This is a genomic window from Pseudomonas donghuensis (genome assembly GCF_000696345.2).
GTDB classification, from domain to species: Bacteria; Pseudomonadota; Gammaproteobacteria; order Pseudomonadales; family Pseudomonadaceae; genus Aquipseudomonas; species Aquipseudomonas donghuensis.
On sequence record NZ_CP071706.1, the window covers coordinates 4,472,730 to 4,485,521 of the forward strand.

The window sequence follows — 12,792 nt, forward strand, 5'->3', positions numbered from 1 at the left end:
ACTCAAGGCAATAAAAAACCCCGACCGGCGCTGCCGAGTCGGGGTTTTTAATGGCCGGTTCACAACTTCAGTGAGTAACCCGGCTGGTACCGTCGACGGTCATGATCCGCACACGCTCACCGACGCGGAAAATCTCGTTCTGTTGCACCGCCTGCACGTAGGCACGCATGCTGCCGTCGTCTTCACGCACGGTGATTTCCACGCCCTGGGTACGGGTCAGGCCTTCTTCGGCCGCAGAACCTGCCAGGCCGCCGGCCACGGCACCGATCACGGCGGCAACGATACTGCCGCGACCGCCACCCACCGCACTACCGGCGACGCCGCCAACGATTGCACCGGCGCCACCGCCGATCGGGGTTTTGGTACCTTCGATTTTCACCGGCCGCAGCGACTCGATGGTGCCCATGCGCACGGTCTGCACACGGCGCGCTTCATCACGGGAGTACGAATCGCCGGTCAGGCTCGAGGCACAACCGCCAAGCAGCAGCGACATTGTGGTGAAGCTTGCCACCAGCAGAACAGATTTACGCATTGGATGATCTCCGTAAGACAGATGCCCATTAGACTCCGCGCATTGACGACTGTCACGACAGATGCGCGGTAAAATTGCTTCCATTCAGCTTCCGTACAGCCTGTTCTATCGGGGCAGCCTGTAGAAACTTCTAGCGCAAGGATAGACATGGATTACTTCATCGTCGTCATCACCACCGTGGCAGGCCTTTACTTCCACTGGTGGATCTACGTTCGCATCAAGCGCTGGATGGACCGTGACCTGGCCTTGTCACTGGCAGGCGAAGACAAAGGCAAGAAGGTCTTCATGCTACAACGTCTGGACAGCGCCAAGGCGCAAAAGGTCAAACGCAGTGAACTGGCGGCCTGGCTGGAGCGCGAGGCCGCCGGTTACCAGGCCGATTAAGGCGCGAGGCGCTCACGCAGCCAGTTGCCCTGCTGCAAGCGGTAATTGAGGCGGTCGTGCAGGCGGCTGGCACGCCCCTGCCAGAACTCGATACGCTCGGGCAACAGGCGATAGCCGCCCCAGTGCTCCGGGCAATGCGGCTGGTTGTCGCTAAAGCGCTGCTCGGTGGCCTTTACCAGGCCTTCGAGCTCGGCACGGTCGGCAATCACCTGACTCTGCGGAGAAGCCCAGGCCCCCAGGCGGCTGCCCAGCGGGCGCACCTGATAGTACTCGTCCGATTCCTGCTGGCTGACCTTGACCACCCGGCCCTCGATGCGCACCTGACGCTCCAGCGCCGGCCAGAAGAACGTCATGGCCGCAAAGGGATTGACCAGCAATTGCTGGCCCTTGGCGCTTTCATAGTTGGTGAAGAAGGTAAAACCTTGCTCATCCAGGCCTTTGAGCAAAACGATCCGGCAATGCGGACGACCATCGCCATCCACCGTTGCCAGGGTCATGGCATTGGCTTCTACCGGCGGTTGCTCGGTTTTCAGGGCGTCATCGAACCACTGACGAAACAACGCGAACGGCTGCTCCGGAGCCAAGGCTTCGGTCAGGCCTTCACGGGTGTAATCGCGGCGCATATCGGCCAGGGATTGGGTCATTACTGCGTTCCTTGACGATCAGTTGGTCTTCGCAGGGCTGGTGTTGGCAGCGACTTTTTTCGCCGCCGGTGCCGCAGCCTTTTTCGCTGCTGGCTTGGCGACAGGCTTCTTGGCCGCGGTCTTGGCTGGTGCGGCTTTCTTGGCTGCAGTGGCTTTTTTCGCCGGGGCCTTGGCCGCAGGCTTGGCAGCCGGCTTAGCCGCGACCTTGGCTGGGGCTTTGGCATCCTGCACGGCAACCAGTTCGGCCGGGGTCGGGGTCGGCTGCTTGTACTTGGCCAGCAAGGCAACCATGGTGTTCTGCGGCGTCAGCACCAGCTCGACGCGGCGGTTCAGCGAGCGGCCTTCGAGGCTGTCGTTGGCCGCGCGCGGCATTTGCGAGCCCATGCCACGCAGCATCAGGCGATCACGTTCCAGGCCGCTGAGACGGAAAATGGCGGCCACCGACTGGGCGCGCTCCTGGCTGAGCTTGGTATTGGCTGCCGCGACCCCACTGCTATCGGCATGGCCGAGGACCAGCACTGCGGTCTGCTTGTCGGTCTCGATGGCCTTGGCCACACGGGTGATCGGGCCAAGGGTGACCGGCAGGAGCATGGCCGGACGGTCCGGGTTGTAGGAGCTGTCGACCGGCACTGTCACGACCAACACGTCTTCACGGCGTTCGACTTCGAACTTGCTGTCCTTGATGGCTTCGCGCAGCTTCGGCTCGTAACTGTCCAGCCAGGCCTGGGTCGCCTTGCGGTCGATTTTCGGCACGGCAGCGACCTTGCTCTTGTCGTTCTCGCCAAACGGCCACCACCAGCGGCTGGCGCTGTCCGACTTGGCGTCGGCCTTGGCCACTTTTTCGGTTACCACGTCCTTAACTTCCTTGTCGACGACCTGGTCCGAGCCAAATGGCCACCAGTTGAAACCGGCATCAGCGGCCCCGTGTTTCTGAGGATGCTGCGCGCAGCCGGTGACAGCCAGGCACAGGGCGAGAGCTAAGGATTTATGCGAAGACATCAGCGATACACCATGAAAATGAAAGAAATTTGGCCCAGCAATGCAGGGCTTTGGATTTCAGAATAGCCAAAGGGTTCAGGCCACACCGGGGTCAACCGATCAAAGGCAGCTGGCCAATACCCGCACCAGCTTCTGCGCCCGAGGGTCCATGAGCACATAAGGGCCCAGGGTATTGGTAACAAAACCAAAGGAAACATCATGTTCCGGGTCGGCAAAGCCCACCGAGCCGCCCGCCCCCGGATGGCCGAAGGCGCGCGCGCCCAGACCAAAGGTAGCGTTTGCCACGCGTGGCTGATCGAGCATACAGCCCAGGCCAAAACGGGTCTGGGTCAACAAGGTGCGGTCCTGGCCGAGGCTGTGCTCCCGCGTCAGTTCATCCAGCAGTTCCGACTCCAGCAGGCTGCCATCCAGCAGGCCAGCATAGAAACCGGCAAGGCTGCGGGCATTGCCATGGCCATTGGCCGCCGGTTGCTGCATCCGGCGCCACTCTGGCTTGTTGGTACTGGTGAGCATGCCTGGCGGGTTGGTGAAGGCCCGGGTCGACAGGGCCTGTGGCTCACGCAGGGTTACCTGGAGCAGGCGCTGGGCCGCTTCATCGCCCATGTTGCCTTTGCCGCGGGCGATGTGCGCGACTCGATGGAATTCTTCTTCGGCCAGGCCGATATGAAAGTCCAGACCCAGCGGCCTGGCGGTGCGCGCGACGATCGACTCGCCTGGCTCGCGGCCATCTGCCCGGCGGATCAACTCGCCGATCAACCAGCCAAAGGTGATGGCCGCATAACCGTGGGCGGTGCCGGGCGTCCACCAGGGTGATTCGCCAGCCAGCGCCTGGACCATGGTTTGCCAGTCATAGAAGGCTTCGGCCGGCATCAACTCGCGCAAGGCCGGTACGCCGGCGCGATGGCTGAGCAATTGGCGCAGGGTGATCGATTGCTTGTCGGCCTGGGCGAATTCCGGCCAGTAACGCGCCACAGGCGCGTCCAGGGCCAGCTTGCCCTCGCCGACCAACTGCAGGGCCGTCACGGCGGTGAACATCTTGGTGCAGGAAAACAGGTTGGCGATGGTGTCGCTGTGCCAGGCCTCGGCCCCGTCCTTGTCGGCACTACCGGCCCAGAGGTCGATGACGGTCTCGCCACCGACCTGGATGCACAGCGCTGCGCCACGCTCCTGAGGATCGTCGAACAGCGCCGCAAAGGCTTCACGCACTGCTTCGAACTTAAGCTCGTAATGACCCTGAATCTGCACCCAGCAACTCCCGCAAAACCGGCTTCTCAATAGGGTGTGCATTGTTTCAGTCTGCGCACGATTTGGGAACAGACAGAAGCCGGGCGGTCCACGCCAGACGGCTGCTGTCAGGGGGCCTTGGGCGTTTTCTGCGTGGCTACGAAGGTTTTACCGATCTGCTCCTGAGCCTGCAGGTTGCTTTTGCGCACACCGTCGACAAAGCCCTGGAACGGCACATCGGTAATGCCCACCAGGCCGAAGTGACCATTCTCGCCATCGAGCAGACGCCCGCTGGCCGGCTGGTCGAGGTATTGGAACCAGTGCACGCCGACGATCGTCGGCTCATCCACAGCGGCCTTGACGAAGCCGGCATAGGCTGGCGCCCTGCCTTCTTCCTTGGCCACTTCCATCGGCCCCGGCCAGAACGGGCCGCGATCACGGGAGCCGAACTGGAACTCGGAGACCAGCACCGGCTTGTCCAGCGCCTTGAGCTGGCTGAAGTCGTAACCGTCCTGCGGTTTGGGCGTGTAGAAGTTGAAGCTGATGACGTCGCAGTACTCGGCACAAGCGGCGACCGCTTCCGGCGTGCTCACGGCATAGCGGCCACCGAGCAACAGGTGATTGGGCGCATGCCATTTCAGCGAGTCGGCAATGGTCTTGAAATAGGTTTCGGCGAAGACCTTCTGGAAGTACTTGAAGTCGGCCTCGATCTCCGGGTGCTCAGGGCTTGGCAGCGGCGGTTCGAAGCCTGGGTCTTCCATCAGCTCCCAGGCCGGCAAGTCAATGCCCCAGGCCTTGGACAGGCCAGCCTGGTTGCGGTATTTGTCGCGCAGCTGCTTGAGGAAGGCGCGCTTGGCCGGCACGTCGGTAGTCAGGCGCAAAGTGCCATAGGCCAGGGCGTAACGGGCCTTGGGGTCATCCCCGGGGGCGGCCCAGGCCAGTTCGTTGTCGGCGAAATAACCGATCAGCCAAGGGTCGTCGCGGTGGTCACGGGCGGCAATCGCCACCGCACGCTCGGTGGCCATGGCAAAGCGTGGGTCGAACGGGTCGGGCATGCCGCCCCACCAGTCCATGCCGGTGCTGATACTGGCGTAGTCACCGACGATCGACAGCGGCAAGGTGTAGGGCATGCGGCTGGCCTGGCCCAGCGTCGGCTCGCTCCAGTTGCCCAGGGTATTGAAGCCCCAGGCCTGCAGGCGATCGAGGGTATGCCCCTGCCAGCGTTGCTTGTCGAAGCTGGCTACCGGGCATTCAACCGCCGGGGCCTTGTCGCTGGCTGCCACCGGCGTGCACGGTGTGCCATGGCTACGCTCGATATTGGCGGCATAGAAGTCGAACCAGCGCCCCTGGTTGAAATTGCGGCCACGGGCCGAGCCGTTGCCGTCGTTGTTGTTGCCCTCGCCGTAGAACTGCGCCAGCGCTTCACCCGGTTGCGGCAGTGCGCTGAACATGGCTTCGCGCCCGGCGACGTAAGTGCGACCGCCGTCGGCGGCCACGGTGTTGACGCCCAGGGAGTAGAACGGGTGCCCTTGCGGCGTCACCAGGTACCAGCGGCCCTCGCGTTTTTCAGTACGGAAGAAGCCCTTGGCCTCGAACGCCGGCCCCTCGTTGATGCCGCCGAACTTGTCCAGCTTGAGCTTGCTGCGCTCTCCCAGCCAGCCCTTGAGCTGCTGCTGCTCACGGCTGGCGGCGGCCTTGAGCTGATCGTCGCTGACAATCTTCTCCGGCCAGCGGCCGCGGGTGGACTGGCCATAGCCATCGATCAAGCCGGAGTACACGGCCTTCTGCAGCTGGTCGTCATCCTGAGTGCCGACGCGCTCGATGAGGATGCTCTGGGCGACATTGGGCTTGTTCATCGACAAGGTCACCGATACCACCTGCTTGAGGTCGACCTCGCCGGCGCTGCTGGTCAGCAACACCCGCTGGCCCTCATGCACCCAGGGCATCGGCGGCCCGGCACGCATGCCCTGGCTCAGGGGCGAGCTGGCCTTGAGCGGCACATAGACGGTTTGCGCCGGGCCCGCCGGCAGATCGATGCGGCTGGTGAGGGTCTTGCCATCGCTGCTCTGTACCGTCACATCGACGGTCAGCGCCCAGTCCATGGCGCTTTGCAGACGCAAGGTCATGGCCGTGGCACTGGACCAGTCCCAGGCACCGGACTGCGGAGTCAGGCGCAGTTTGGGCTGTTGCACCGGGTTGAACACCACCCGGCGCAGCACCTCGCCCTCGGCCGTCTGCTCTGCGTTGTACTGCGGCAGGCTGGCATCTTCGGTCACCACATTGACCACCGCGGCCGGGCGAACGAAGCTGAACAGCGTCTGTTGCCCGGCCAGCAGCGGCGTGCTGAACAACAGTGCGAATACGGCAGGCAAGGTACGGCGAATCATAGGGCTGGAGCTCTCCTTGAGGGCCCATAGGGCCTTGAACTGAGTGATAGACAACGCCCGGAGCATTGCGCTCCGGGTTTCAGGAAATTTCTCTGCGAAACGGTGGCAACGCATTGAGAATAGCCTTGCCATAGCGCTGGGTGACCACGCGCCGATCAAGCAGGGTGATGGTGCCGCGATCCTCTTCGGTGCGCAGCAGGCGCCCGCAGGCCTGGATCAGCCGCAGCGAGGCATCCGGCACGGCGATTTCCATGAACGGATTGCCGCCCCGGGCCTCGATCCATTCGGCCAGGGCTGCCTCGACCGGATCATCCGGCACCGCGAATGGAATCTTGGCAATCACCACGTGCTCGCAATAGGCGCCCGGCAGGTCGACGCCTTCGGCGAAACTGGCCAGGCCGAACAGCACGCTGGAATCACCGCCATCGACCCGCGCCTTGTGCTTGTTGAGGGTTTCCTGCTTGGACAGGTTGCCCTGGATGAACACCTGCTTGCGCCAGTCGCGGTCCAGGCCGTCGAACACGTCCTGCATCTGCTTGCGCGAAGAAAACAGCACCAGCGAACCGCGCGAACCTTCCACCAGCTCCGGCAGGTCGCGGATGATCGCCGCAGTGTGGGCGGCGGCATCGCGCGGGTCGGCGCGCAGGTCCGGCACCCGCAGCACGCCGGCATCGGTGTGGTGGAAGGGGCTCGGCACGACGCTGGTGACCGCAGTCTTGGGCAGCCCGGCACGCATGCGGAAACGATCGAACTTGCCCAGCGCAGTGAGGGTGGCCGAGGTCACCAGGGCGCCATGGGCGACGCTCCACAGGTTGCGCCGGAGCATTTCGGCGGCGAGGATCGGGCTGGCATTGACCTCGATGTCGAACAGCGCGCCGCTTTCCGCCAGGGTCAACCAGCGGGCCATGGGCGGGCTGTCTTCCGGGTCCTCGGCGGTGAAGGCGGTCCACAGTTCCCAGTTGCCCTGGGCACGCATCAACAGGCTGCCGAACAACGGGTACCACTCCTCGGCCTGATGGCTGGCGATGCCGATGTTGACTTCGCCGTCCATGCCTTCCTTGAGCAGCTCGGTCAAGCGGGTGAACAGGTCGTTGAGGCGCGAGAACCCCTTTTTCAGCTCGATGCCCATCTCGCGCATGTGCTCGGGGACCACCCCGCCTTCGAAGCGATGACGGGGCCGCTCGCGGCCTTCCATGTCTTCGCCGGGGCGGAAATCGGCGACCTGCTCGCAGGCGCTGAACATGAACTGCTGCTGGGCCTTGATCTCGCGGGCCAGCTCCGGCACCTGCTCGATCAGTTTGCCCAGGTCGCCGGGCAGTGGATGCTGGGCCAGCAGTTTGGTCAGGTTCTTGGCGGTTTGCTCGAGCCAGTCGGCGGTCGAGCGCAAACGGGTGTAGTGGGCGAAGTGGCCGATGGCCTTGTCGGGCAGGTGGTGGCCTTCGTCGAACACATAAATGGTGTCGCGCGGGTCCGGCAGCACGGCGCCGCCGCCCAGGGCCAGGTCAGCCAGGACCATGTCATGGTTGGTGACGATCACATCGACCTTGCCCATGCCTTCGCGGGCCTTGTAGAAGGTGCACTGCTGGAAGTTCGGGCAATGGCGGCCGGTGCACTGGCTATGGTCGGTGGTCAGGCGCGCCCAGTCCTGGTCTTCCAGGGCCTGGGGCCAGCTGTCACGGTCGCCATCCCAACGGTTGCCGGCGAGCTTCTCGATCATGCTGGTGAACAGCTTCTGGCTGGCCTCATCGACTTCGATCTTGAAGCCTTCTTCTTCGAATAGCTGGGCAGTGGCCGACTGTGCCTGGCCTTCCTGCAGCAGCAGGTCGAGTTTCGACAGGCACAGGTAGCGGCCCCGGCCCTTGGCCAGGGCGAAGCTGAAATTCAGGCCGCTGTTGCGCATCAGGTCGGGCAGGTCCTTGAAGACGATCTGCTCCTGCAGGGCAACCGTGGCGGTGGCGATTACCAGGCGCTTGCCGGCCGCCTTGGCCGCAGGAATCGAGGCCAGGCTATAGGCCACCGTCTTGCCGGTACCGGTGCCGGCCTCGACCGCGACCACAGCCGGTTCACCGACGCGCCGACCTTCGTCGTCGCAGTCGATATCGCCGAGCACCTTGGCCACTTCGGCAATCATCAGGCGCTGGCCATAGCGGGGCTTGAGGCTCTTGGCTTCGAGAAAACGCGAATAGGCGCCCTGAATCGTGGTTTTGAGTTCGTTGCTGATCATGGTGTCGGGCGCCCGAAGGGCTGGATAAATTTTCAGTGTTTCGGTTGGGTCGCTATCATACCCCGCTATTGCCCTTTGCGCCGAATGGAGATCCCGATGCCCATCTTTGCCCTTCCTTATAGCCTGCATGTTCTGGCCGCCCTGGTGTGGGTCGGGGGGATGTTCTTTGCCTGGCTGATCCTGCGCCCTGCGGCGGTTGCAGCCCTGGATGGCCCCGCTCGTCTGCGCCTGTGGGTGGAAGTGTTTCAGCGTTTTTTCGTGTGGGTGTGGATCGCGATCGCGGTGCTGGCTATCAGCGGTGTGATCATGATCAATACCCGTTTTGCCAGCTTCGAGACGACACCGCGGCATGTTCAGGTGATGATCGGTGGCGCGATTGCGATGTTCGCCCTGTTCTTTCGTATCCAGTCGTTGCTGTACCCGGAACTGCGCAAGGCGGTGCAAGCCGAAGACTGGCCTGCGGGCGCGGCGGTCATGGCGAGGATTCGCCGGATGGTCGGGATCAACCTGATGCTGGGGATCGCAGTGGTGTTGTCGGGTGGAGTGTTGTGGTGAATTGAAGCCTGGGGGGCTGCTACGCAGCCCATCGCCGGCAAGGCCGGCTCCCAGAGGGTCGGCGTGTATTTTTACAGGCGCTGCAGAATCAACTCCCCAGCCGCCCCGGGCAAACCTGGCTGGCCTGCCACACCCGGCTTGCCCGCGGCACCGCCAGCGGTGCTGTAAACCAGGCAGCCCTTGCTCGCGCCACCGGCCCCCGGCTTGCCGGCGGCCCCCGCCACACCTGGCGCGCCGCCATCGACCTGAACCACGATGCGCTCGGCCGGGAAATCCGCCGGCAGCGCCAGCCGTACCCGGCCACCAGGCGCGCCGTCATGGCCATTGCCGCCATTGTCGCCATTGGCCCCGCGGCTGGCCTGGCCCCAGGTGCAACCTCCCGGCTTGCCGTTGGCGCCATCGAGCCCGACGTATCCCGGAGCACCGGCCCCGCCACGGGCATCAATGGCCAGCGTCGAGGCCTGCAATTCATGCAACTGCAACGCCAGGTTGCGCCCGGCCTTAGCCGCCTTTTCATAGGTCCCCGGCGCACCATGGGCGACAATCTGGCTACCCTCGCCCAAACTGGCCCGGCTCACCTCGATCTGCAAGGTGGTGTCGGCCGGCACGATGGCAATCCGCGCGTCATGCCCCAGGTGCAACTCATCGATTTTGAGATCGACCAGGCTGGCTGGCAGCAACAACGTGGCGGAATCCGCAACCTCCAGGCGCTGCAAATGCACGACGCTGGACTTGTTCGGCAAGCGCAGCACCGAATGGCTCGCCACGCTAATGGCATCGGCCAGGGCCAGGGGGCTGAACAACGCAGCCAGAATGATCAATTTACGCATGAGCAGCTTCCTTGCGGGGTGCAGGAATCGAAAGGACATGAAAAATACCCACCAGCAGGATCTGCAAGCGATCGAACCAACGATGGCTGCGCGTGCGCAAGCAACCATTGAACATCAACACTTCCAGCAGATGCAGGCCAAGCAGGGCGGCACCGGCGGCATTGATCAGCAGGTGGAAGGGATGCTCCAGGGGAATCAGCAGATTCACCAGCACCACCCACCAGAACACCACGGTCAGGGCCTTGGCCAGCCCCAGTAAGCCTTGCATAGGCGCCCCCCGTTGTTATTTTTCGGTGGCGATGCCAGCCACGCCGGCATCGCCTGCAACAGTAACGGCTGACACGCTCCTTGTGCCAGTGGCTCGATCAATTAAGGTGCAGTTCCACCCTGCGATTTTGCGCGCGGCCGGCGTCGGTGTCGTTTTCGGCGATGGGCTGGCTCTCGCCGCGCCCCTGGCTGGTGACTTTCGACGGTGCCAGCCCCTGACTGATCAGGTACTCGGCAACGCTGCTCGCACGCCGCTCGGAGAGTGCCTGGTTGTAGGCATCGGAGCCTTGGCTATCGGTGTGGCCGATGACCTTGACGCTGACCACATTGGCGCCATTGAGCTTGCTGCCCAGCGCCTGCAATTGTTGCTGGGCCGCACTGGTCAACTGCGCCGAATCAGAGGCGAACATCACGGCCCCCTGATCGCTGAGGGTGATGACCTGCGAGGTGGCTGCAGGCTCCGGCGCCTTCTGGCTCACCGGGTACTGCGGCGACGGGCAACCGGTGTGGCTGACCGGGGTATTGGCCGGCGTGTCGGGGCAACGGTCACGACGATCGAACACCCCGTCTTCGTCTTCATCACCATCCTGGGCATAACAGATCAAGCCGCCGGCAATCGCACCGGCAGCACCGGCGCCAGCTGCCCAGGCAGAACTTTCGATGGCCCCCAGGCCGCCACCGACCAGACCGCCAAGCAGACTGCAGATAGGCCAGGTCCTTTGATTGAGTGGGGCGCTGCCATCGCTGTGGGTCGCGCAACCGGAGAGCAGGCTTGCGGCCAGAAGGACCGGCAGTGTGGCCTTGGAGAGAACACTCATGAGAATTGCTCCTGTGTCACCGGCCTCTACCGGTCACACAGGAGTAAAGACCGGCCTGCAGTACTTCTCAAGCCGCAGGCCGCGGTCCGTCGGCGTTTCAGCGCTCGATACGAATTTCCGTACGACGGTTCTGTGCCCGACCCTCGGCGGTGGCATTGTCGGCAACCGGCTGGGTTTCACCCGCGCCCTGCACCGAGACGAAGCTGGCGCGTGGCACACCGCTCTCGATCAGGTACTCGGTGACCGAATGGGCACGGCGTTCCGAGAGTTTCTGGTTGTAGGTATCAGAGCCTTTGCTGTCGGTATGGCCGGTGACACTCAAGCGAGCGTTCGCCGCTTCGCTTTTCAAGCGCGTGGCAATGGTATTGAGGCGCTCCTTGTCAGCAGCGGTCAGTTTGGCGGAGTCGAACTCGAAGTGAACATCGCGGATGACGATGACCTCTTCCTTGACCACGGCCACTTCTTCGACCACGGCCACGGGTTCTGGCGGACAACCGTTGGCATCGACCTGTACCCCTCGCGGGGTACCCGGGCATTTGTCGCGGCTGTCCGGCACGCCATCACCGTCTTCGTCGCCATCGCCATGGGCCCAGCAATAGCCCGCCGCCATGCCTGCGCCGAGCAACGCGCCCCAGCCAGCCCAGCTGGAACTCTCGATGGCGCCCAGGGCTGCGCCGCCTACACCCCCGACGGCAGCACACTTCGGCCAGTCGGTTTTTTGCAAACCTGCACAACCAGTCAACACGCTGGTTAGCAGAACCAGAGGTAATGCTGTGCGTACTATGCTCATTTTGTTGCATCTCCTAGGGGGAATCGGTGCAAAACCGATGCTCTGGGAGTAAAGACCGCCTCATTGATATCCGCCAGCAATAGGCCATGATGCGGCGCTGCGGCACTATGCCAAGGGACGCCAGACCGTTAATCTTGCCCGATCTGACCGAGGATTCCCGATGATGGACGGCTTTTCCCAGCGCACCCCGCAACAGGCCCTTGCCGCCCTGCTCGATCGCTATGCGCCACAGCGGCTGCTATTGATAGGTGAGCGATTTCCGGCACTGGAGGCGTTCGCCCAGGCCCATCCGCATGTGCAAATCGCCGTGGCCAGCCCCGGCCCGCTGCCTGGGGAGCTGGCGGCGCAACGCTTCGACCTGGCGCTGCTGGTCGATTGCCTGGAGCATCTGCCCAAACGTGACGGTCTGCAGTTGCTGGGGGGTATCCGTAACCTCAACGCCAGCCGCGTGGCGGTACTGGCCGACCTGAGCGCCTGCGGCTGGCAGGAAACCGATTTTTTCGCCCTGGCCCTGCAGGCCAGCGAAAAATTCCAACGGGATGCGCAGGTTCTAAACCTGTTCACCTATGATCTACATGAATACAAACAGGTCCCGGACTGGCTCAATGCCAAGTTCTGGGCCAACCCGGAAAATTTTGGCAAGTACTGGTGGTGAAGCAATGAGTGTCTCGGTTTGTCCCTGCGGTAGCGGCGATCTGCTTGATACCTGTTGCGGGCATTATCACGCAGGGCTTCCCGCCCCCGACGCGCAGACCCTGATGCGTTCGCGCTACAGCGCCTACGTGCTGGGGCTGGTCGACTACCTGGTAGCCACCACCCTGCCGGCGCAGCAGGCCGGGCTCGATCGCGAAGCGATCAAGGCCTGGAGCCAGCAAAGCACCTGGCTGGGCCTTGAGGTGGAAAGCGCCGAGGTGTTCGGCGGCAAGCCTGAACATGCGTTCGTAACCTTCACCGCCCGCTGGCACGACAACGACGGCGAGCATTGCCATCGCGAACGCTCAGCCTTCGTACAGAACCAGGGCCGCTGGTACTTCATCGACCCCACTGTCAGCCTCAAGGCCACGCGCAACGACCCCTGCCCGTGCAACAGCGGGCAGAAATTCAAGAAGTGCTGCTCCAGTTACCTGGGTAGCTGAGC

The 12,792-nt window shown here is 63.4% G+C and carries 14 protein-coding genes; 4 read left to right on the top strand and 10 right to left on the bottom strand.

Features of this window, described 5'->3' with window-relative positions; all coding sequences use genetic code 11:
- Positions 1 to 67: 67 nt before the first annotated feature.
- Positions 68 to 532, bottom strand: a complete 465-nt coding sequence (locus BV82_RS20805) for an outer membrane lipoprotein (RefSeq protein ID WP_010221079.1) — start codon at positions 530 to 532, stop codon at positions 68 to 70.
- 147 nt (positions 533 to 679) lie between these two features.
- On the opposite strand from BV82_RS20805, the gene BV82_RS20810 reads away from it, so the two are divergent.
- Positions 680 to 916, top strand: a complete 237-nt coding sequence (locus BV82_RS20810; RefSeq protein WP_036996635.1) for a hypothetical protein — start codon at positions 680 to 682, stop codon at positions 914 to 916.
- Here the strand turns inward: BV82_RS20810 and pdxH are convergent.
- The 5 genes from pdxH to dinG all read right to left on the bottom strand — a co-directional run bounded on the left by pdxH (position 913) and on the right by dinG (position 8,394).
- Complete coding sequence (pdxH, locus tag BV82_RS20815) at positions 913 to 1,560, bottom strand: pyridoxamine 5'-phosphate oxidase (RefSeq protein ID WP_036996637.1); 648 nt, start codon at positions 1,558 to 1,560, stop codon at positions 913 to 915. The two genes, BV82_RS20810 and pdxH, sit on opposite strands and share 4 nt — an antisense overlap.
- 18 nt (positions 1,561 to 1,578) lie before the next feature.
- Positions 1,579 to 2,559: an OmpA family protein gene (locus BV82_RS20820; RefSeq protein WP_010221076.1), complete on the bottom strand. Its 981-nt coding sequence runs from the start codon at positions 2,557 to 2,559 to the stop codon at positions 1,579 to 1,581.
- 99 nt (positions 2,560 to 2,658) lie between these two features.
- On the bottom strand, positions 2,659 to 3,804 hold the full coding sequence (locus BV82_RS20825) for an EstA family serine hydrolase (protein ID WP_010221075.1): 1,146 nt from the start codon (positions 3,802 to 3,804) through the stop codon (positions 2,659 to 2,661).
- Positions 3,805 to 3,911: 107 nt separating this feature from the next.
- Positions 3,912 to 6,170: a beta-galactosidase gene (locus BV82_RS20830; RefSeq protein WP_036996638.1), complete on the bottom strand. Its 2,259-nt coding sequence runs from the start codon at positions 6,168 to 6,170 to the stop codon at positions 3,912 to 3,914.
- Positions 6,171 to 6,249: 79 nt separating this feature from the next.
- Positions 6,250 to 8,394: an ATP-dependent DNA helicase DinG gene (dinG, locus tag BV82_RS20835; protein WP_010221073.1), complete on the bottom strand. Its 2,145-nt coding sequence runs from the start codon at positions 8,392 to 8,394 to the stop codon at positions 6,250 to 6,252.
- 96 nt (positions 8,395 to 8,490) lie between these two features.
- On the opposite strand from dinG, the gene BV82_RS20840 reads away from it, so the two are divergent.
- Positions 8,491 to 8,949, top strand: coding sequence for a CopD family protein (locus BV82_RS20840; protein WP_010221072.1), 459 nt, complete (start codon positions 8,491 to 8,493; stop codon positions 8,947 to 8,949).
- Between the two features lie 71 nt (positions 8,950 to 9,020).
- Here the strand turns inward: BV82_RS20840 and BV82_RS20845 are convergent, their stop codons facing one another.
- From BV82_RS20845 to BV82_RS20860, 4 genes are all read right to left on the bottom strand, one after another.
- A complete protein-coding gene (locus tag BV82_RS20845; RefSeq protein WP_036996639.1) occupies positions 9,021 to 9,779 on the bottom strand; it encodes a hypothetical protein in 759 nt (252 codons plus the stop codon).
- On the bottom strand, positions 9,772 to 10,047 hold the full coding sequence (locus BV82_RS20850; protein WP_010221070.1) for a DUF1145 domain-containing protein: 276 nt from the start codon (positions 10,045 to 10,047) through the stop codon (positions 9,772 to 9,774). The genes BV82_RS20845 and BV82_RS20850 overlap by 8 nt, the downstream gene beginning before the upstream one ends.
- A 97-nt stretch (positions 10,048 to 10,144) precedes the next feature.
- On the bottom strand, positions 10,145 to 10,864 hold the full coding sequence (locus BV82_RS20855; RefSeq protein ID WP_010221069.1) for a PA1041 family peptidoglycan-binding anchor lipoprotein: 720 nt from the start codon (positions 10,862 to 10,864) through the stop codon (positions 10,145 to 10,147).
- A 97-nt stretch (positions 10,865 to 10,961) separates the two neighbouring features.
- Positions 10,962 to 11,654 (bottom strand): PA1041 family peptidoglycan-binding anchor lipoprotein, encoded by a 693-nt coding sequence (locus tag BV82_RS20860; protein WP_010221068.1) that lies wholly within the window; start codon positions 11,652 to 11,654, stop codon positions 10,962 to 10,964.
- A 160-nt stretch (positions 11,655 to 11,814) separates the two neighbouring features.
- On the opposite strand from BV82_RS20860, the gene BV82_RS20865 reads away from it, so the two are divergent.
- Together BV82_RS20865 and BV82_RS20870 are read left to right on the top strand one after the other, a co-directional pair.
- Entirely contained in the window at positions 11,815 to 12,309 is a 495-nt protein-coding gene (locus tag BV82_RS20865; RefSeq protein ID WP_026001193.1) for a DUF6231 family protein, read from the top strand.
- A gap of 4 nt (positions 12,310 to 12,313) precedes the next feature.
- On the top strand, positions 12,314 to 12,790 hold the full coding sequence (locus tag BV82_RS20870) for a YchJ family protein (protein ID WP_010221066.1): 477 nt from the start codon (positions 12,314 to 12,316) through the stop codon (positions 12,788 to 12,790).
- Positions 12,791 to 12,792: the final 2 nt, after the last annotated feature.

Bases quoted from the DNA above. Each gene is read 5' to 3' on its own strand.
- BV82_RS20805 (WP_010221079.1), bottom strand. From the start codon at position 532: ATGCGTAAATCTGTTCTGCTGGTGGCAAGCTTCACCACAATGTCGCTG.
- BV82_RS20810 (WP_036996635.1), top strand. From the start codon at position 680: ATGGATTACTTCATCGTCGTCATCACCACCGTGGCAGGCCTTTACTTC.
- pdxH (WP_036996637.1), bottom strand. From the start codon at position 1,560: ATGACCCAATCCCTGGCCGATATGCGCCGCGATTACACCCGTGAAGGC.
- BV82_RS20820 (WP_010221076.1), bottom strand. From the start codon at position 2,559: ATGTCTTCGCATAAATCCTTAGCTCTCGCCCTGTGCCTGGCTGTCACC.
- BV82_RS20830 (WP_036996638.1), bottom strand. From the start codon at position 6,170: ATGATTCGCCGTACCTTGCCTGCCGTATTCGCACTGTTGTTCAGCACG.
- dinG (WP_010221073.1), bottom strand. From the start codon at position 8,394: ATGATCAGCAACGAACTCAAAACCACGATTCAGGGCGCCTATTCGCGT.
- BV82_RS20840 (WP_010221072.1), top strand. From the start codon at position 8,491: ATGCCCATCTTTGCCCTTCCTTATAGCCTGCATGTTCTGGCCGCCCTG.
- BV82_RS20845 (WP_036996639.1), bottom strand. From the start codon at position 9,779: ATGCGTAAATTGATCATTCTGGCTGCGTTGTTCAGCCCCCTGGCCCTG.
- BV82_RS20850 (WP_010221070.1), bottom strand. From the start codon at position 10,047: ATGCAAGGCTTACTGGGGCTGGCCAAGGCCCTGACCGTGGTGTTCTGG.
- BV82_RS20855 (WP_010221069.1), bottom strand. From the start codon at position 10,864: ATGAGTGTTCTCTCCAAGGCCACACTGCCGGTCCTTCTGGCCGCAAGC.
- BV82_RS20860 (WP_010221068.1), bottom strand. From the start codon at position 11,654: ATGAGCATAGTACGCACAGCATTACCTCTGGTTCTGCTAACCAGCGTG.
- BV82_RS20865 (WP_026001193.1), top strand. From the start codon at position 11,815: ATGATGGACGGCTTTTCCCAGCGCACCCCGCAACAGGCCCTTGCCGCC.
- BV82_RS20870 (WP_010221066.1), top strand. From the start codon at position 12,314: ATGAGTGTCTCGGTTTGTCCCTGCGGTAGCGGCGATCTGCTTGATACC.